This is a genomic window from Mycobacterium sp. IS-1496, from assembly GCF_001499995.1.
Lineage (GTDB): Bacteria > Actinomycetota > Actinomycetes > Mycobacteriales > Mycobacteriaceae > Mycobacterium.
In genome coordinates, this window is record NZ_LQIU01000029.1 from 39,466 (window position 1) to 56,096 (window position 16,631).

General features: G+C 69.0%; 19 protein-coding genes, 1 tRNA gene and 1 pseudogene. 8 read left to right on the top strand and 13 right to left on the bottom strand.

Annotated elements, in window-relative coordinates; translation table 11 throughout:
- The first annotated feature begins 53 nt into the window (after nucleotides 1-53).
- Nucleotides 54-908 (top strand): type IV toxin-antitoxin system AbiEi family antitoxin, encoded by an 855-nt coding sequence (locus AU195_RS16045; RefSeq protein ID WP_059160052.1) that lies wholly within the window; start codon nucleotides 54-56, stop codon nucleotides 906-908.
- A gap of 61 nt (nucleotides 909-969) precedes the next feature.
- On the opposite strand, the gene arcA is transcribed toward AU195_RS16045, so the two are convergent.
- On the bottom strand, nucleotides 970-2,178 hold the full coding sequence (gene arcA, locus AU195_RS16050; protein WP_059160053.1) for an arginine deiminase: 1,209 nt from the start codon (nucleotides 2,176-2,178) through the stop codon (nucleotides 970-972).
- 47 nt (nucleotides 2,179-2,225) lie between these two features.
- On the opposite strand from arcA, the gene soxR reads away from it, so the two are divergent.
- Together soxR and AU195_RS16060 are read left to right on the top strand one after the other, a co-directional pair.
- Entirely contained in the window at nucleotides 2,226-2,657 is a 432-nt protein-coding gene (gene soxR, locus AU195_RS16055; protein WP_059160054.1) for a redox-sensitive transcriptional activator SoxR, read from the top strand.
- 33 nt (nucleotides 2,658-2,690) lie between these two features.
- Complete coding sequence (locus AU195_RS16060; protein WP_059160055.1) at nucleotides 2,691-3,287, top strand: alpha-ketoglutarate-dependent dioxygenase AlkB; 597 nt, start codon at nucleotides 2,691-2,693, stop codon at nucleotides 3,285-3,287.
- Between the two features lie 4 nt (nucleotides 3,288-3,291).
- Here the strand turns inward: AU195_RS16060 and AU195_RS16065 are convergent, their stop codons facing one another.
- The 3 genes from AU195_RS16065 to AU195_RS16075 are packed head-to-tail and all read right to left on the bottom strand — an operon-like array spanning nucleotide 3,292 to nucleotide 6,204.
- Nucleotides 3,292-3,960: a DUF5642 family protein gene (locus AU195_RS16065; protein WP_059160056.1), complete on the bottom strand. Its 669-nt coding sequence runs from the start codon at nucleotides 3,958-3,960 to the stop codon at nucleotides 3,292-3,294.
- Between the two features lie 28 nt (nucleotides 3,961-3,988).
- Nucleotides 3,989-4,642 carry a DUF5642 family protein gene (locus tag AU195_RS16070; protein ID WP_059160057.1) on the bottom strand — a complete coding sequence of 218 codons (654 nt, stop codon included), beginning with the start codon at nucleotides 4,640-4,642 and terminating at the stop codon, nucleotides 3,989-3,991.
- Nucleotides 4,643-4,677: 35 nt separating this feature from the next.
- Entirely contained in the window at nucleotides 4,678-6,204 is a 1,527-nt protein-coding gene (locus tag AU195_RS16075; protein WP_286149285.1) for a PE-PPE domain-containing protein, read from the bottom strand.
- Nucleotides 6,205-6,716: 512 nt separating this feature from the next.
- On the opposite strand from AU195_RS16075, the gene lpqN reads away from it, so the two are divergent.
- A complete protein-coding gene (gene lpqN, locus AU195_RS16080) occupies nucleotides 6,717-7,418 on the top strand; it encodes an envelope biogenesis lipoprotein LpqN (RefSeq protein ID WP_059160059.1) in 702 nt (233 codons plus the stop codon).
- 4 nt (nucleotides 7,419-7,422) lie between these two features.
- On the opposite strand, the gene AU195_RS16085 is transcribed toward lpqN, so the two are convergent.
- The 8 genes from AU195_RS16085 to AU195_RS16120 form a co-directional block, all read right to left on the bottom strand.
- Nucleotides 7,423-8,247 (bottom strand): shikimate 5-dehydrogenase, encoded by an 825-nt coding sequence (locus AU195_RS16085; RefSeq protein WP_059160060.1) that lies wholly within the window; start codon nucleotides 8,245-8,247, stop codon nucleotides 7,423-7,425.
- Entirely contained in the window at nucleotides 8,247-9,245 is a 999-nt protein-coding gene (gene pat / locus AU195_RS16090; RefSeq protein ID WP_059160061.1) for an acetyltransferase Pat, read from the bottom strand. The genes AU195_RS16085 and pat overlap by 1 nt, the downstream gene beginning before the upstream one ends.
- A 134-nt stretch (nucleotides 9,246-9,379) precedes the next feature.
- Nucleotides 9,380-9,757, bottom strand: coding sequence for a hypothetical protein (locus AU195_RS16095; RefSeq protein ID WP_059160062.1), 378 nt, complete (start codon nucleotides 9,755-9,757; stop codon nucleotides 9,380-9,382).
- Nucleotides 9,758-9,954: 197 nt separating this feature from the next.
- Nucleotides 9,955-10,027 (bottom strand) — tRNA-Ala (locus AU195_RS16100).
- A gap of 50 nt (nucleotides 10,028-10,077) precedes the next feature.
- Nucleotides 10,078-11,142, bottom strand: a complete 1,065-nt coding sequence (gene sepX / locus AU195_RS16105; protein ID WP_059160063.1) for a divisome protein SepX/GlpR — start codon at nucleotides 11,140-11,142, stop codon at nucleotides 10,078-10,080.
- Between the two features lie 135 nt (nucleotides 11,143-11,277).
- Nucleotides 11,278-11,931 (bottom strand): GNAT family N-acetyltransferase, encoded by a 654-nt coding sequence (locus tag AU195_RS16110; RefSeq protein WP_059160064.1) that lies wholly within the window; start codon nucleotides 11,929-11,931, stop codon nucleotides 11,278-11,280.
- Between the two features lie 11 nt (nucleotides 11,932-11,942).
- Entirely contained in the window at nucleotides 11,943-13,202 is a 1,260-nt protein-coding gene (gene glp / locus AU195_RS16115) for a molybdotransferase-like divisome protein Glp (RefSeq protein WP_059160065.1), read from the bottom strand.
- Between the two features lie 42 nt (nucleotides 13,203-13,244).
- A complete protein-coding gene (locus tag AU195_RS16120) occupies nucleotides 13,245-14,156 on the bottom strand; it encodes a UTP--glucose-1-phosphate uridylyltransferase (RefSeq protein WP_059160066.1) in 912 nt (303 codons plus the stop codon).
- Between the two features lie 84 nt (nucleotides 14,157-14,240).
- On the opposite strand from AU195_RS16120, the gene AU195_RS16125 reads away from it, so the two are divergent.
- The 4 genes from AU195_RS16125 (at nucleotide 14,241) to mscL (ending at nucleotide 16,501) form a co-directional block, all read left to right on the top strand.
- On the top strand, nucleotides 14,241-14,834 hold the full coding sequence (locus AU195_RS16125; protein ID WP_059160070.1) for a 5-formyltetrahydrofolate cyclo-ligase: 594 nt from the start codon (nucleotides 14,241-14,243) through the stop codon (nucleotides 14,832-14,834).
- 66 nt (nucleotides 14,835-14,900) lie between these two features.
- A complete protein-coding gene (locus AU195_RS25260; RefSeq protein ID WP_082703085.1) occupies nucleotides 14,901-15,251 on the top strand; it encodes an FmdB family zinc ribbon protein in 351 nt (116 codons plus the stop codon).
- 69 nt (nucleotides 15,252-15,320) lie between these two features.
- Nucleotides 15,321-15,977 carry an SAF domain-containing protein gene (locus AU195_RS16130; protein ID WP_059160067.1) on the top strand — a complete coding sequence of 219 codons (657 nt, stop codon included), beginning with the start codon at nucleotides 15,321-15,323 and terminating at the stop codon, nucleotides 15,975-15,977.
- 68 nt (nucleotides 15,978-16,045) lie between these two features.
- Nucleotides 16,046-16,501, top strand: a complete 456-nt coding sequence (mscL, locus tag AU195_RS16135) for a large-conductance mechanosensitive channel protein MscL (RefSeq protein ID WP_059160068.1) — start codon at nucleotides 16,046-16,048, stop codon at nucleotides 16,499-16,501.
- A gap of 57 nt (nucleotides 16,502-16,558) precedes the next feature.
- On the opposite strand, the pseudogene AU195_RS25725 reads toward mscL, so the two are convergent.
- Nucleotides 16,559-16,631, bottom strand: a pseudogene (locus AU195_RS25725) (MspA family porin); the annotation flags it as partial.

The following is a 16,631-nucleotide window of genomic DNA, read 5'->3' on the forward strand; positions in this document are numbered from 1 at the left end:
AAAGTCTCGACCTGCCAGGCGGTTCTGTCGGCGACGCGCGACAGCATCAGGCCATGCAGGAGGTGGTCGTGGGCGGTGAGCTGCTGGCGAGCGGAGCGCTGACCCGCGGCCAATTGCGGTGGCACTACCGCCGGCTCTTCCCCGATGTCTACGCGCCGAAGGAGTTGCCACCGTCGCTGCGACTGAAGGCCGCCGGAGCCTGGCTGTGGTCCGGCAAAAACGGCGTCATCACCGGTCGCGCCGCCGCCGCGGCACACGGCGCGCTGTGGGTCGACGCGACGACACCCATCGAGATGCTCTGGCAGTGTGGACGGCCCCCGGACGGGATCATCGTCCGGAACGAGCGGATCGCCGACGACGAGATACTCGATCTCTCGGGTCTGCGCGTGACGACGCCGCGCAGGACGGCCTTCGATCTGGCGAGGCATCTGCCCCGTGACGAGGCGGTCGCCCATCTCGATTCGCTGGCGCGGGCGACCGGCGTCAGGACGGCGGAGGTGCTGGCGCTCGCCGAGCGGTATCCGCGAGCGCGCGGATTGCCCCGTGCACGCATCGCGCTCGATCTGATGGACGGTGGTGCGCAGTCGCCGAAGGAGACGGCGCTTCGGCTCACGCTCGTCGACGCGGGACTTCCGCGGCCGCGCACGCAGATCCGCGTGAGCGACGGACACCGCGAGGCGTTCATCGACATGGGCTACGACGAACCGAAGGTCGGGTTGGACTACGAGGGCGCCCACCACAGCACCGATCGCGATCAGTACGTCTACGACATCGGGCGGGCGGAGCTGATCGACGGTGAGGGCTGGATCGACATCAAGGTGGTCAAGGAGCACAGCCGGCGGTTCGTCGTCCACCGGGTCCGCGAGGCATTGGCCCGCCGCGGATGGACACCGCAGACATTGCGCTGACGGTTGTGAACGGCGCCGCGACCACAGCCGTGAGCGCAATCTTCGCCAAAGGCCAGCGGCGTCAGAGCGGGTCGCGGGCCGCCGGACACGACATGCACCGCGGCCCACCCCGGCCCGTCCCGAGCTCCGACGCGGCGATCGGCAGCACCTCGATACCCGAATCCGCAAGCCTCGCATTGGTTTCCATATTGCGCTCATAGGCGGCCACGACACCCGGCGCCAGCGCGAGCGTGTTGTTCCCGTCGTCCCACTGCTCGCGTTCCGCCGTGACCGGATCGAGGCCCGTATCGATCACCCGCAACCTGTCGATGCCCATCGCCTCGGCGGCGGCGCTCACGAACGGCGCGGCGTCGTCGATCCGCACCCCGCCGTCGCCGTTGCGGCGAATCGTGAACGCCGACAACGAGTCCACGACATTCGGGTACATCACCACCGCGTCGACGTCGACCATCGTGCACACCGTGTCGAGGTGCATCTGCGCCCGCTCCTGGGCGATCGGCACGGCGAGCACTGTGTGCGCGAGATCGTCGTCGAACAGGCTGCGCGCCAACGCCTCCGCGCCCGCGGGCGTCGTCCGCTCCCCCACCCCGACCGCCACCACGCCGGGCGCGAGCAACAACACGTCACCGCCTTCGACCGGAGCCGACCGCGATTCGTAGGCCCGTCGCACGCCGAGGAACCGCGGATGGTGAGCGTAGATCAGGTCGGTCAGCGACGTCTCCCGCGACCGGGCGGGCAGCGCCAGCGACGTGATCGCCACCCGCGGGCCGATCCAGAACGACGAGTCGCGCGTGAACAGCAGGTTCGGCAGCGGGTCGATCACGAAATCGCCGCCGTGGTGCATCCGACGCACCAACGACAGGTCACTCGCCGCGAACGGCAACTCGTTGAACGTCATACCGGCGACGAGCACGTGCGCCAGCGGAGCCGCCTCAAGCGTCCGCAGATACGCCGAGAGTTCTTGCGCCAGAGGCAGTCCCAACCGACGCGGATCGACGGCGGCGGCAATACCGTGCATCCGCGCCGCCCCGCTGGCGAGCGCCTCGGCCAGCAGATCCGCCAGCAGCAGCACCTCGACACCGCGGGAGCGCAACAGGTCCGCGAACGCATCGTGTTCGTCCTGCGCACGCGACACCCACGGCAGCCCGTCGAACAGCAGCGCGTCGTTGTTGCGCGGGGTCAACCGCTGCAGTTCCGCACCGGGACGGTGCAGGATGACCACACGCAGCGTGCCGACCTCGGAATCGCAGCCCAGTGTCACATCTAGCACCGTAGCGCCAACGCCTCCGTGCCGAGACCTGAAGTATTGTTCAGGTCATGGACGGCCATGAGCTGACCCCGAGCGAGATGTCGGCCCGCAGCGGTGTCGCGGTCTCGGCGCTGCACTTCTATGAACGCGAAGGCCTCATCACCAGCCGGCGCACCGCGGGCAACCAGCGCCGCTACGCGCGCGAGACGCTACGGCGCGTCGCCTTCATCCGGATGTCGCAACGGCTCGGCATCCCGCTGGCCCGCATCCGCGCGGCGCTGGCCACCCTGCCCACCGACCGCGTGCCGACGAGCAAGGACTGGGCGAAGCTCTCCGAGAGCTGGCGCGCGGACCTCGACGAGCGGATCCTGCACCTGCAGCGACTGCGCGACAACCTGGCCGGCTGCATCGGCTGCGGCTGCCTCAGCCTCAAGACGTGCAGCCTCGCCAATCCCGGTGACGTCCTGGCAGGGAGCGGACCCGGACCCGTTCGTCTCTGAGGAGTCGAACGCGTGTGCGATACACTGGCTCCCATGGAGCTGGCTCTACAGGGCTCGCTTTTCGAGCACGCGGAGCGCCGCGCACTCGGCAACGGCGCATGGCTCGACGTCCGGTCGGGCTGGCTGACCGATGCCGACACCCTGTTCGAGGAACTGCGCGAGGGCATCCCGTGGCGGGCCGAACGCAGACAGATGTACGACCGGGTGCTCGACGTGCCGCGGCTGCTGAGCTTCCACAACCTCGTCGAGGACGAGGCGCCGCATCCACGCCTCAAACAGATGCGCCGACGGCTCAACGACACCTACGGCGGCGAACTCGGCGAACCCTTCACGACCGCCGGCCTGTGCCTGTACCGCGACGGCAACGACAGCGTCGCCTGGCACGGCGACAACATCGGCCGAAGCAGCCGCGAGGACACGATGGTCGCGATCGTCGGCCTCGGCGCCACCCGGGTCTTCGCGCTGCGGCCGCGCGGCGGCGGGCCGTCGCTGCGCATCCAGCACCACCACGGCGACCTGCTCGTGATGGGCGGATCCTGCCAGCGCACATGGGAACACGCGATCCCGAAGACCACCCGTCCGACCGGCCCCCGGATCAGCATCCAGTTCCGGCCGCACGACGTGCGGTGACCGGTCAGCCCTGTACGGCGGCCACCGCGTCGACGAGCAGGCGGCGGGCCCGTTCGGTGTTCACCGGCGCCACCGGCTTGTCCGGCGTGACGAGGGGATTGGCCGTCACGATCACCATGTAGGACCCGAAGCGTGCGGTGTAGTTGTACAGCTCACCGATGCGCGGTGCGCCGGCCACCACGGTCTGCAGGACGCGATGCGTGCCGCTGGTCTGCGCACCGTCGATGTGCGGCGCCTCCACGACCTCGACGGCGCCGCGCAGTCCCGGCCCGCTGAACTCGACCTTCTTGCAGGAGTCGCCCGGCTCGGTGACCGGTACCGGTTCGTTGGTCTCGACGGCGAGGGCGATGAACCGGTTGCCCTCACCCTCGGCGGTGGCGGCGGCCATGTTGCCCTTCAGATCCGCCTCGGGCAGCTGTCCTTCGGCGAACTTCGCGCAGTCCGGGGGCTGAAACGTCATGCCGGGCGGCATCTTCTGAGGTTGCAGCAATTTCGGGTCGATGCCCGTCGGTGCGATGTCGCGGTACTGGAACCGGTCCCCGAACGTCGCCTTGACCTCTGAGATGCGGGCGATGTCGGCGCCGGCGAGATCGGATTCGGCGGCGGGGGCGGGCCCACATGCGGCGAGCAGTCCGACGCACGCCGTGGCCGCGAGCTTCTTCGGGGTGGACATCGCCGCCAATGTACCGGGCCACCGGCGTTCAGCCCCTCAACGCCGCCACGGTCCGGGTCAGCAGATCCGCGGCGAAACCGCCGTCGAGCGCGGGGCTCGGCGAACCGGGGTCGGTGACGACGGTGACGTACACCAGGCGCCCGTCCTCGGAGGCCACGAATGTCTCTGCGTGCGAACGGGTTTCCGTCCCGCCCTCGACGACCGTGACGGTGTCGGCGACCATGCCGAAACCGACGACCCCGGGCACCGGGGGCGGATCGGCGCCGCGAACGGCGCCGGTCGTCGGCCCGGCCGCCAGGGTCCACCGGCCGCATTCGTCGAGCAGCACGGGGTCGACCGGCATCGCCCCGTCCGCCGCCACCGCGTACACGATGCCGCCCTCCCCGGACGCCGAGAAGCCGCGTACCGTCGCCGGGTCGACCGGGGGTTCGGCGAGCGCACCGCACTGCGGTGGATCCGCCGACCAGTTCGGGCCGTATCCCCACTGCGCGAGCGGCGCGACCCGTCCCTGCAGTTCGGCCACCTCATATCCCGGCGGCAGTTCGTAGCGGGCGCGGTTCATCCGGGACGGGTCGATGGGACCGGCCGCTTCGGTGGTCGACGGGGCGGGCGGTGGAGGTGACGGCTGACCGCACGACGAGACACTGACGGCGACGGCCACAACGACCGCGAAGCGGCGCACGTCGCGTTGATATCACAACGTGCGCCGCGTGTCGGTCAGGCTGCGCCCGGGTCGCTCTCGGCCGCGCCGGCACTGCTCGCCGCGTCCGTCCCGCCTTCGGCCGCACCACCCGCGTCGTCGGGCCGCTGGAGACGCTGGCCCGTCACGCTCTCGACCACACGTCGCACCACGCGCTCACCCGGGAGACGAACAGACGGCAGCTTCGGCGCGTCGGCCTCGTCGCGCTCGGTCAGACCGCGGATCACTGAGGAGAGCCGACGTTCCTTGACCTCTGCGGGAGCCGCGGGGACGACAGGATCGCCGCTCGGCGTGCCCAACTGATCGCCTTCCCGCTGATCGAGCGGGCCGCCGTCGGCCACGCCGTTCGCAGCCGGCCCGGCGGGCGGCTCCGACCCGACCGGCTCTGAGGGCACCTCGGCATTGCCTGCCGTGGCGTCGGCGCCAGAGGCCTCGAGGGCCGGCTCGTCGTCGGCAGTATCGCCCGGCTGGGGCAGCTCCTCACCGCCCACGCCGTACGGCCGGAAGACGTCCTCGGTGCCCAGCGCCCGGCCGAGCCCGGCCTCCTGCAACCCGTCGTCGATGCCGACCGGAACCGACCGGGCGAGGTTCACCAGGAAGCGGAACGGATCGCCGATCGGCAGGAGCCGGAACTGCACGTGTTCGCCCGGGCTGCTCTCGCGGTCGTAGCCGGCTTCGACGATGACCCGCAGCGGCGCGTCCAGCACGGCCAGGATGGGCGCGGGGACACCGGCCTGCTCGAACGGCATGAGCAGCGGCAACCGCTCGGCCGGAATCAGGTAGTACTGCGTATCGCCGAACTCGCCCTGGTCGATGACGTTCGGATCGTCGAGGGACTTCTGCGGAACCGCACCGTGCAGGTAGTAGTAGGCCGCCAACGAATTCGCCATCGCCACGACATTGAGCGGCGCGACCGGGGCGTCGCCGCCCATGAAGTCGTACTGCTGAGCGACGTCCACAGTCCGGTAGCAGGGCCCGGATTCCTCACAGGAGTCGGTCGGGGTCGGACCGTGGAAGGTGACGCCCAGTATCGGGATGGTCATGCCCTCGAAACCGCGCGCCAGGATGCCGCCGTTGGGCCGCATCGCGTTGGAGAGGAGCACGAAGGAGACATTAGGCGCCTGTGCGGCCGGGATCTTCATCAGGTCGCGTTTGACGAGCGAGGCGATGACGGCACTCTGGGAGTAGCCGAAGACGATGAAGTTGTCGCCCTCCTGCGGCGCCTCCGATCCGAGCGCCGCGCTCTCGTTGTACTCACACGACGCAGCCCCGGCCACGCAGTTGTTGAGGTTGTCGCGGCCCTCCTGCACCGAATCGTCGAACGTCATGGACCCGAATGCGGGAAAGAACTGCTCCGGCGTGATGACCGCGACCTTGTTGATGGACAGGTCGGTGTTCGGATCCGGATCGATGTAGTTGTCGACGGCATCGTCCATGTAGCCGTCCACGAAGGCGATGCTGTCCGGCGGCGTCGACAGCGGGTGGTCCGTGCCGCCCATGATCAACGCCGTCGTCGCCAGAAGCTGAACAATCCCTGTGAGCATTCCTGAGAACGCCAAGAGAACGGCACCAGCGATGGCGGCAACAACAGTCAGCAGCGAACCGACAGAAACACGCATGAGAAAGGCCCCTCCGATATCCCCAGGTGTGCCAGGAGGGGTCTTCCGGTAACTGCCGCATCGACAGATAACCGGAATTCCCACATCACCAGCAGCTCAGAAGAATTTTGCCGGGTAGAGGCGAACCAGTCGAGGTTCTCCCGCCCTCAATTCTCAGGTGATTCCCAAAGAAATTATCGATCGTTGACTACACAAAGTGCTGCGCTCTCAGCAAACCTGAGAAAACATTTGCACACGGAATCACATTATTTGCCGAAAGGAGGAATCGACCTCGGCTTGAAACCCCCCGTAGTGCGCAAACCTCGAGACCGTTGCGCTGCGTGGACAGACGGGGGAACCGAACGACACCGACGGATCCCGGCGGCGTTTCGTCCCTGACCGGGAGCCTCCGGACCGTAGGCTCATTCCGACTTTTCTTGATCGACGAGGAGACGGCCATGGCAACGTCACTGCGGGTGGGCGGCGTCGCGGCCCTCGCCGTCACGCTCGGCATCACGCTGGCCGGATGTGGTTCCGACTCGTCATCCTCCGAGCAGTCGAGCGCAGGCGAGGAAACGTCGACCAGCGCGCCGGAGACGCCGGCAGCCGCGGAGAGCGCAGCACCGGATCAGCCGGGGCCCGCCTACACGATCGTGGACTACATCCGCGACAACAAGATCGAGGAGGCGCCGGTCAAGCGCGGCGCCCCCGGCGCGCCGACGGTCGACCTGCCGCTGCCTCCGGGGTGGCAGGACGCCGGGGACCGCGCACCCGAATGGGCCTACAGCGCAATGGTGTTCACCGACCCGGCGATGTCCGAGGATCCGCCGACGATCGTCGCGCTGATGTCGAAGCTCACCGGTGACGCCGACCCGGCGAAGATCCTCGAATACGCCCCCAACGAGATCAAGAACCTGCCCGGCTACGAGAACCTGGGCGACGGCAACCCGAGCGAGCTCGGTGGCTTCGACGCGTACCAGATCGGGGGTGCGTACACCCGCGACGGCGCAAAGCGCATGATCGCGCAGAAGACCGTGGTCATCCCGGGTGACGGCGGGCTCTACGTGTTGCAGATCAACGCCGACGGCCTCGAGGACCAGATCGGGCCGCTGATGGACGCCACGTCGGCGATCGACGAGCAGACGACGATCACCCCCTGACCGGTCAGCCCTGCCGGGACACGGCCGACGCCTCGGCCACCTGTTCCGGCGTGGGCCGCACACCGGTGTAGCGCTCGAACTGCTCGGCGGCCTGCAGCGCCACCACCTCCGCACCGGTGATCACGTCCACGCCGGCCGTACGGGCGGCGCGGATCACCGGGGTCTCGGCGGGCATCGCGACGACGTCGAACACGGTGTGAGCTTTGACGATCGTGTCCGTGTCGAACGCCTGCTGCCGCTCTTCGGGACCTCCGCCCATCCCGATGGGCGTGACGTTGACGATCACGTCGGCAACGCGCGCTCCCACGTCGGCGGCGTAGTCGTAGCCGAGGCGTTCGGCCAGGGCACGGCCGGCACTCTCGTTGCGCGCGACCAGCGTCCCTGAGGCGAACCCACGGTCGCGGAACGCCGCGCCGACCGCGGACGCCATCCCGCCGCTGCCCCGGATGAGCACGGACTGAGCGGGGTTCAGGGCGTACTGGTCGATCAGGCGCTGCACAGCGAGGTAGTCGGTGTTGGCGGCGGTCAGGTGCCCGTCGTCGTTCACAATGGTGTTGACCGCGTTGATGACTCGCGCGGACGGCTCGACCTCGTCGACGAGGGCGAGCACGTCCTGTTTGAACGGCATCGACACCGAGCAACCCCGGATGCCGAGCGCGCGCACCCCGCCGACGGCCGCACCGATGTCGGTGGTGGTGAACGCCTTGTAGAGGAAGTCCAGACCCAACACCTCATAGAGGTGGTTGTGGAAGCGGGTGCCGATGTTGCTCGGACGGCCGGCCAGCGAGATGCACAGCCGGGTGTCCTTGGTCAGCGGCGGCCGTCCCATCAGCCGACGGCCCGGATGACCTGACGGGTGACGTCGCGGATCTGGGCGGTCAGTTCGGGCGGGAACGGCAACGTGGCGGGATCGGGTACGTCGACGGTGGTGGTGACCACGCCGAGATCGTCCCGGTGCCACTTCGCCCCGAACCGGTCGAGAATCCGGCGCATCGCGTAGTTGTCGGTCAGGACCCGGGCGGTGAACCGGCGGACCCCGTCGTAGCTCGCCGCGACGACGAGCGCGTACATCAGGGCGGTGCCGATGCCGCGGCCCTGGTAGTCGTCGCCCACGGTGAACGCCACCTCGGCAGTGGCGGGATCGCCCTCGTCGCGGACGAACCGCGCATCGGCGACGACCGGCCCGTCGGCGCCGTCGGTCATCACCCAGACGAAGTGGTCGGCGTAATCGACCTCGAACAAATAGGCCATCAACCGGGGTGTGGGTTTACGGGCCGACTGGAACCGCCGGTAGAGGGTCTCGCTCGAGAACTCGACCGGACCGTTGATGGTGCGTTCGTTGTCGCCGGGAAGCACCGGACGAATGAAGAACTCAGATCCGTCACGCACCGTGAGGGGGATGGGGGCGACGAACGCCGCGAGTCGCTGACGAGCCAGGCGGACGAGCTTGGCCATCATGGTCGGCACTTCGAGCATGGTGGCGAAGGCTTCGTGGGCACCGACCCAGCCGGTCACCTCGTCGAGCGCGATGACGGTGGCCGTGCGCGGGGTCTCGCGCATCAGTGCGATCTCGCCGACGATCATGCCGTGGTGGACGTCGACGACGGCGTGTAGCCCCTCCGCGCCGGTGTGGCTCACCTGGACCCGGCCGGAACAGATCAGTAGGAACGACACCGCGTGTTCGCCCTGGCGCATCAGGATCTCGCCGGGCGCCGCGGTCAGCGGCCGCAGCTGCGCGGCCAACGGCTCCAGGTTCTCGGGGGAGCAGCCGGCGAAGAAGTCCAGTTCCGCGAGATCGTCCGCGCGGGCGGCAGTCGCACCGGCCATGCGTCCGAGGCTACGGCGCACGCGCGGGGCCCGCCAAGGAAAGGCCGGTGACGTCTTGCGCACAACGAGAAGCGCCCGGCCCCGTCGAAACGGAACCGAGCGCTGGTCGTCGATCTGAACCGGCTGGGCCGGGGTTACCAATCCCAGATCGGGGCGCCTGCGCCACCGAACGGACCGAAGTCGATGTACGAGCCGATGCCACCGGTGATGGACGGCACGGCACGCAGCGAGTCCTTCGTCTCACCGCCGGCGGGCGGCAGCGGCGCGTTGACGTCTGCCGCGCGCACCTCGGACGGACCGGCGTTCACGACACCGGGATCGGCGACGCGGATGCCGTCTTCTGCGACGGGGAATGCGGACGGCGCCGCGGGGTCACCCTCGACGTCCTCGACGTCCGCGCCGGCCGTACCGGCTCCGAACGCCAAGAAGGCTCCGGTGACGGCGACCGCACCGAATCCCAGGATGCCCAGCTTCTTGGTTCTGCGGACGAGGGCTTCGGCGTGTTCGGCCATCTGCCTCCCCTTTCTCTGCGGGATCAGCTCCCGGGACTGTTCACGTCAAGCGCGCTGACGAAGATTATCAGGGAAGGACATACCCCGCACCTGCACGGACGTATCAGATTCTGTGAATTTTCGAGGCCGGATTCCGGCATCGAATCGACATCGATGTGGCGGGGAGGAGAACGGCCGCCGAAGCCGGCCCTGTGAAGTGGAGCTAAGGGGAATCGAACCCCTGACCTACTCGATGCGAACGAGTCGCGCTACCAACTGCGCCATAGCCCCTGATACCGGAACGAAAGGCTACCAGCCGTCACGCACCGGTCGAAACCGACCTACTGCCCCGCGGCCTTGGGCAGGTCGAAGTGCCGGGCGAACGCCACCTCGTCGAGGTGCTCGAAGATCGGGTCCTCATCGTCGATCTCCAGCACCGCCGCGCCGGGCCTGCGCAGGCGCGCGGGCACCACGTCCAGTTCCGGGTCGTCGGTGTTCTCCACACCCAGCCGGGAGCGGCGGATGCGCTGGGCGCGCCTGCGCCGCACCTGCTCCTCGATACGGGTCTGCCTGCGCAGGTAACCGAGGTAGAGGGCGGTCACCACGCCCACCGCCCCGCACAGCCACCACGCCCACGGCGCGACGAGGTAGGCGAGCACGGCCGACGCCAGCAGTGCGACCGCCATCGAGGTCACCATCCGCTTGCGGAACCGGTACTTGCGGGCGCTGACGGCCTCGGCGGTCTTCGACTCGTAGCGCCGTCTGCGCGCCGCACCGATCACGTCCTCGGCCTGTTCGGACTCCGGGGCGGTCTCGATCCCCGACGAGTCCGGCACGTACTCGTACTCGTCTTCGGTGCCGTCCTCGGCGTGGTCGCCGTAGTCGGTGTGGTCGCCGTAGTCGGTGTGGTCGTCGTTGTCGGCGTGGTCCGAATCCTCTGCGAGACGGTCGGATTCGTCGTCGGCCTCATCCTCGACCTCGGACTCATCCTCTACCTCGGCCGCGGCCGAGGTCGGCAGGATGTCCTCGAGTGGCTGGTCGGCCGCGGACCCGACGGGCAGCGCACCGGAGTCCTCTTCGACGATGTCGACGTCGAGGTAGTCGGGTTCGGCGTCGCGCTGCGGCGCGGCAGCCAACACCACGGTGCCCGCAGGTTCGTCGTCGAGGGGTTCGTCCTCGACCTCCTCGGCGGAGGGGCGCCAGTCCGGATCGGAGTGGTGGCCGGCGGCCGGACCGGACCGGCGGAGCAGTCGAGCACTCTGCCCGGAGTTCAGCACGCGGGTGGCCAAGGCGACGTCACTCGTGCGCCGCACGGCATCGCGCTTGCTCACCAGCATGGGCACCAGCACGAAGAGCCAGAGCACCACGAGCGAGATCCACAGCAGAGATTGGGGGATGCTTGGCATTTCGCCTGCTCCTTTCCCCTACAGGCTAGGTCGGATGACCAGCGCGCCTGGGGTCGACGCGCCGAGACAATTACACACCTGTAATTCGCTTGTGACAAGCACCACTAGTCACACGTGTCACATCAGTAACAGCCGTCAGGCCCAGTCGGCGCGCCCGGACCGCACCAGCGTCGATGACGCCGACCCGCTGAGTTCCTCGACGGTGATCGCCACCAGCAGGTGGTCACGCCATCCGCCGTCGACGTCGAGATAGCGTTTGAGCAGACCCTCCTCGCGGAAGCCGACCTTTGCCAGCACCCGGCGGCTCGGCGCGTTCTCCGGTCGCACGGTCGCCTCGACCCGGTGCAGCATCACCGGTCCGAAGCAGTGGTCCACGCCGAGCGCCAGCGCCGCGGTCGCCACTCCCCCGCCGATGCGCTCACTGGCCACCCAGTAGCCGATCCACGCCGAGCGCAGTGCGCCGTGGGTGACGTTGCCGATGGTCAACTGCCCGGCGAAATGCCCGTCGACTTCGATGACATACGGCAGCATCCGCCCTTTGCGGGCCTCCGACCGCAGCGTCGAACACACCGAGGGCCACGACGAAAACGCGTGTCGCACTTCCCAATCCACCCCGGTCACCGGTTCCCACGGTTCCAGATGCGCGCGGTCGGCCAGCCGGATGCGGCTCCACTGTGCGGCGTCGCGCAGCCGGACCGGACGCAGCCGCACCACACCGGCGGGCACCCGCAACGGGCCCACCGGCATCGGCCATCCGGGATGTAGAGAACTCGACCGCAGCAGGTTCACCTCTAATCGGGTCAGCCGCGTTGCGCCAGGAAGGCGACGTCCACGGTCTCACCGGTACGGACCTCGTCGACGTCCGTCGGCACGATCACCAGACAGTTTGCCTCGGCCAGCGTGGCGAGGAGGTGCGACGAGGCGCCGGGGGCGCCGCCGAGCGCCTGGACGAGGTATTCGCCGGTGTCCTGGTCGCGCATCAGCTGGCCGCGCAGATAGCCCTTGCGGCCCGACACCGAGGTGATCGGCGACAGGGCGCGGGCCTCGACGATGCGGCGCATCGGTGCCCGCTTGCCCAGCGACAACCGGATCAACGGCCGCACCATGACCTCGAAGACCACCAGCGCGCTGACCGGGTTGGCGGGCAACAGGAACACCGGAACCCGGTCGCGGCCCAGCTGACCGAAGCCCTGCACCGAACCGGGGTGCATCGCGATCCGCGACACCTCCATCTCGCCCAGCTCCGAGAGCACCGTGCGGACCGACTCGGCCGCGGCGCCGCCGACCGCCCCGGCGATGACGACGATCTCGGCCCGGTTGAGCTGCCCCTCGACGACTTCGCGCAGCCGGACGGGCTCGGTGTCGACGATTCCGACGCGGTTGACCTCGGCACCGGCATCGCGACCCGCGGCGGCCAGCGCGTACGAGTTCACGTCGTAGACCTGGCCGTTGCCCGGGGTGCGCGAGATGTCGACGAGCTCGCCGCCCACGCTCATCACCGACAGCCGCGGCCGCGGGTGGACCAGCACCCGCTCACGTCCGACAGCCGCCAACAGTCCGACCTGCGCCGCGCCGATGATGGTGCCCGCGCGCACCGCCACGTCACCGGGCTGTACGTCGTCGCCGGCACGGCGGACATACGCGCCGGACCGCACCCCGCGCAGCACCCGCACCCGGTTCGCGCCCCCGTCGGTCCACCGCAGCGGCAGGACCGCATCGGCCAGCGTCGGCATCGGCGCGCCGGTCTGCACCCGCGCGGCCTGCCGGGGCTGCAACCGGCTCGGGGTCCGGGCACCCGCCTCGATCATGGCCATCACGGGCAGGCTGACGTCACGGCCGTCGTGGTCGTCCGCCCCCACACCGCCGCCGACACCGAGAACATCCACGCTGCGCACCGCGTAGCCGTCGATCGCGGCCTGATCGAACCCGGGCATGGGCCGCTCGGTGACCACCTCTTCGGCGCACATCAGACCCTGGGCTTCGGCGATGGCGACCCGTACCGGTCGCGGCGCCACCGCGGCAGCCGCTATCCGAGCCTGCTGCTCCTCAACCGAACGCACAACACGCCTTTCTCCACCTCAGTCGGGCCTGTCGCGCAGTTCTCAGTCCTCGGTCAGGCCCAATCGCTCGACCAACCACTGCCGCAGCTCGGGGCCGTAGTCGTCGCGTTCCAACGCAAAGTCAACCGCAGCCTTGAGGTAGCCGCCGGGATTTCCCAGGTCGTGTCGGGTTCCGCGGTGCACCACCACGTGAACGGGGTGGCCCTCCTCGATCAGCAGCGCGATCGCGTCGGTCAGCTGGATCTCGTTGCCCGCACCGCGCTTCACCCGGCGCAGCGCATCGAAGATCGCGCGGTCCAGAACATAGCGGCCGGCGGCGGCGTAGGGCGACGGCGCGTCCTCGGCCTTGGGTTTCTCGACCATCCCCTTGACGCGCAGCACGTTGGGGTTGGCGGCGTCGGGTACCTCCTCGACGTCGAAGACGCCGTAGGCGCTGATCTTCTCGGTCGGCACCTCGATCGCGCACAGCACCGAGCCGCCGCGTTTGGCGCGCACCTTCGACATCGTCTCGAGCACACCGGTCGGCAGCACGAGGTCGTCGGGCAGCAGCACCGCGATCGCATCCTCGTCGTCGGACAGCGAGGGCTCGACGCAACTGACGGCATGACCGAGGCCGAGCGGTTCGGCCTGCACCACCGACTCCACCTTGATCAACGCGGGTGCGCGACGGACCTTCTCGAGCATCGTCTTCTTGCCGCGGGCCTCGAGGGTTCCCTCGAGCACCAGGTCCTCGACGAAATGCGCGACCACGCCGTCCTTGCCCTCAGAGGTGATGATGACGAGCCGTTCAGCGCCCGCCTCGGCGGCCTCCGCGGCCACCAATTCGATTCCGGGAGTGTCCACCACCGGCAGCAATTCCTTGGGCACCGTCTTGGTGGCGGGGAGGAAACGTGTGCCAAGGCCTGCGGCGGGCACGACAGCGGTATACGGAATGGGTACTTCTGGCCGGCTCATCGCAGACAGATTAACCGTTGGGCGCAGGTTGAACCGGTTATGGCGGCACCTGAATTCCGCGGGCGGGATGTCATCGTGGAGAGCGTGACGTCGCCGAACAAGGCCGAGATGCGTGCGCAGGTGCTGCGGGCGCGCCGCAAAGTGACGCCGGAGGCGCACGAGCGGGAGGCGGCGGCGCTCGCCACGCACCTTGCTGAAATCGCCGCGCCCGGGCGAACCGTGTGCGCTTATGTGCCGATCGGCTCCGAGCCGGGATCGCTCGCCATGCTGGACGAACTGCTGGCGCGCGGTGCACGGGTCCTGCTGCCGGTGGCGCGCCACGACGAGGCCGGCGCCCCGACGCCGCTGCGGTGGGGTAAGTACCACCGAGGCCGTCTGATCGACGCGCAGTTCGGCCTGAGGGAACCGGCGGCGCCGTGGCTGGGGGCTGATGCGGTGGCCGACGCCGACGTGGTGCTGATCCCGGCCCTGGCGGTGGACCGCTCCGGGGTGCGCCTGGGCCGCGGGGCCGGGTTCTACGACCGCTCGCTGGGGCGGGCGGACCCGGCGGCGCTGCTGGTGGCGGTCGTGCGTGACGAGGAATTCGTCGAACGGGTTCCCAGCGAAGCCCACGACGTGCGGATGACGCACGTGGCCACGCCGGGGTGTGGTTTGGTCGCTCTGCGGGAATCACAGTGACCGCGTAGCGGTTCTAGCACTTGAGCCGGTAGAGTGCTAACAAGTTTGACGACCTCGGAGGTTTTCGTGCCTACCTATTCCTATGCGTGCACCGAATGCGGCAATCGGTTCGATGCCGTGCAGGCGTTCAGCGACGATGCGCTGACCGAATGCCCCAAGTGCAGCGGCCGGCTCCGCAAGCTCTTCGGCAAGGTGGGCGTGGTGTTCAAGGGCAGCGGCTTCTACCGCACCGACAGCCGCGAGACCGCGAAGACGTCGAGCAACGGCTCGGCCAAGAGCTCTTCCGAGTCGACGAGTTCCTCGGAGAAGTCCAGCTCGGCGTCGTCGAGCGATTCCTCGTCGAGCTCTTCGTCGTCGAGTTCTTCGTCGTCGAGTTCTTCGTCGAGCACCGCCGCCCCCGCCGCCGCCTCCAGCTGAATCCGAAGTTATCCACAGGCCCGCGCCGAACACGCGCGCGCCGGGCCGGTCGCTGCCTAGCGTGGCGGCATGGGGGAAGCACTCGACCCGACACCGCTTTCGCGGCTGACCGGCCTGCGGCCGGACTGGAGCCGCACGGTGCCCGCGCGCCGCGTCGCCGCGGCGGCGCTGGTGCTGCTCGCCGCGGTCGCGGCCCTGCGGTCGGATCCCGACGGCGATCAGGTCGACGTCGTCGTTGCCGCGGCTGACCTTGCACCCGGCACGGAACTGGCTGAGGCACATCTGCGGGTGGAGCGACGCCCGCTGACGACCGTTCCGGACGGCGCCGCCGCCGACCGGGCCTCAGTGATCGGATCGACCGTCGCCGGACCCACCCGCCGCGGCGAGGTGCTCACCGACGTCCGGGTGCTCGGACCGCGGATCGCGGAGGCCGCCGCCGGACCGAACGCGCGCATCGTGTCACTGCAGTTGGCCGACGGCGCGCTGGTCGACCTGGTGAGAACAGGCGACGTGGTGGACGTTCTCGCGGCTCCGACATCCGATACGGGCGCGGACGCGGCGCCCCGCGTGATCGCCACCCGCGCGGTGGTGGTGCTGGTGTCGGAGAAGCGACAGGGCCCTGGCGCGGCCGGCGAACGCGCGGTTCTGGTGGCTCTGCCGGTGCAAGCGGCCAATGAGGTGGCGGGCGCGTCGCTGACGCAGGCGGTGACCCTGACCTTCCACTGAGCGGGCGGCGCGGGGTCTAACGTTGCGCACTGTCAGCCGTCCCACTCATGGAATCGGGGGTTCTACGCATGTTGAAAGGCTTCAAGGAGTTCCTCGCCCGGGGGAACATCATCGATCTGTCGACCGCGGTGGTCATCGGCACCGCGTTCACCGGGCTGGTCACGGCGTTCACCAACAGCGTCATCGAACCGCTGATCAGCCGCATCGGCGCAGGTGGTGATGCGGACTACGGCATCCTGCGGATCAACATCGGCGGCGGTCAGACCATCGACCTCAACGTGCTGCTGTCGGCGATCATCAACTTCCTGCTGATCGCGGCGGTGGTGTACTTCCTGATCATCCTGCCCTACAAGAAGCTGCGCGAACGGGGCAAGGTCGAGCAGGCCCAGGACACCGAACTGAGCCTGCTCACCGAGATCCGCAACATCCTCGCCGACACCAGCGGCACGCCGCGACAGGTCACCGGCCCCGGGACAGGTCCCACCCCCGACACCGCCGAGACCACCAGCGCCGACAGGCACTGACGCGAGACGAGAACAGCCCCCGGATTCCTCCGGGGGCTGTTTCGTGACGTACAGGTGTCAGTTCATGTTCCACGGTTCGCCGTAGGTGGTGACGCTGTCACCGGTGGAGGCGATCAGCCGGGCGTAGGGA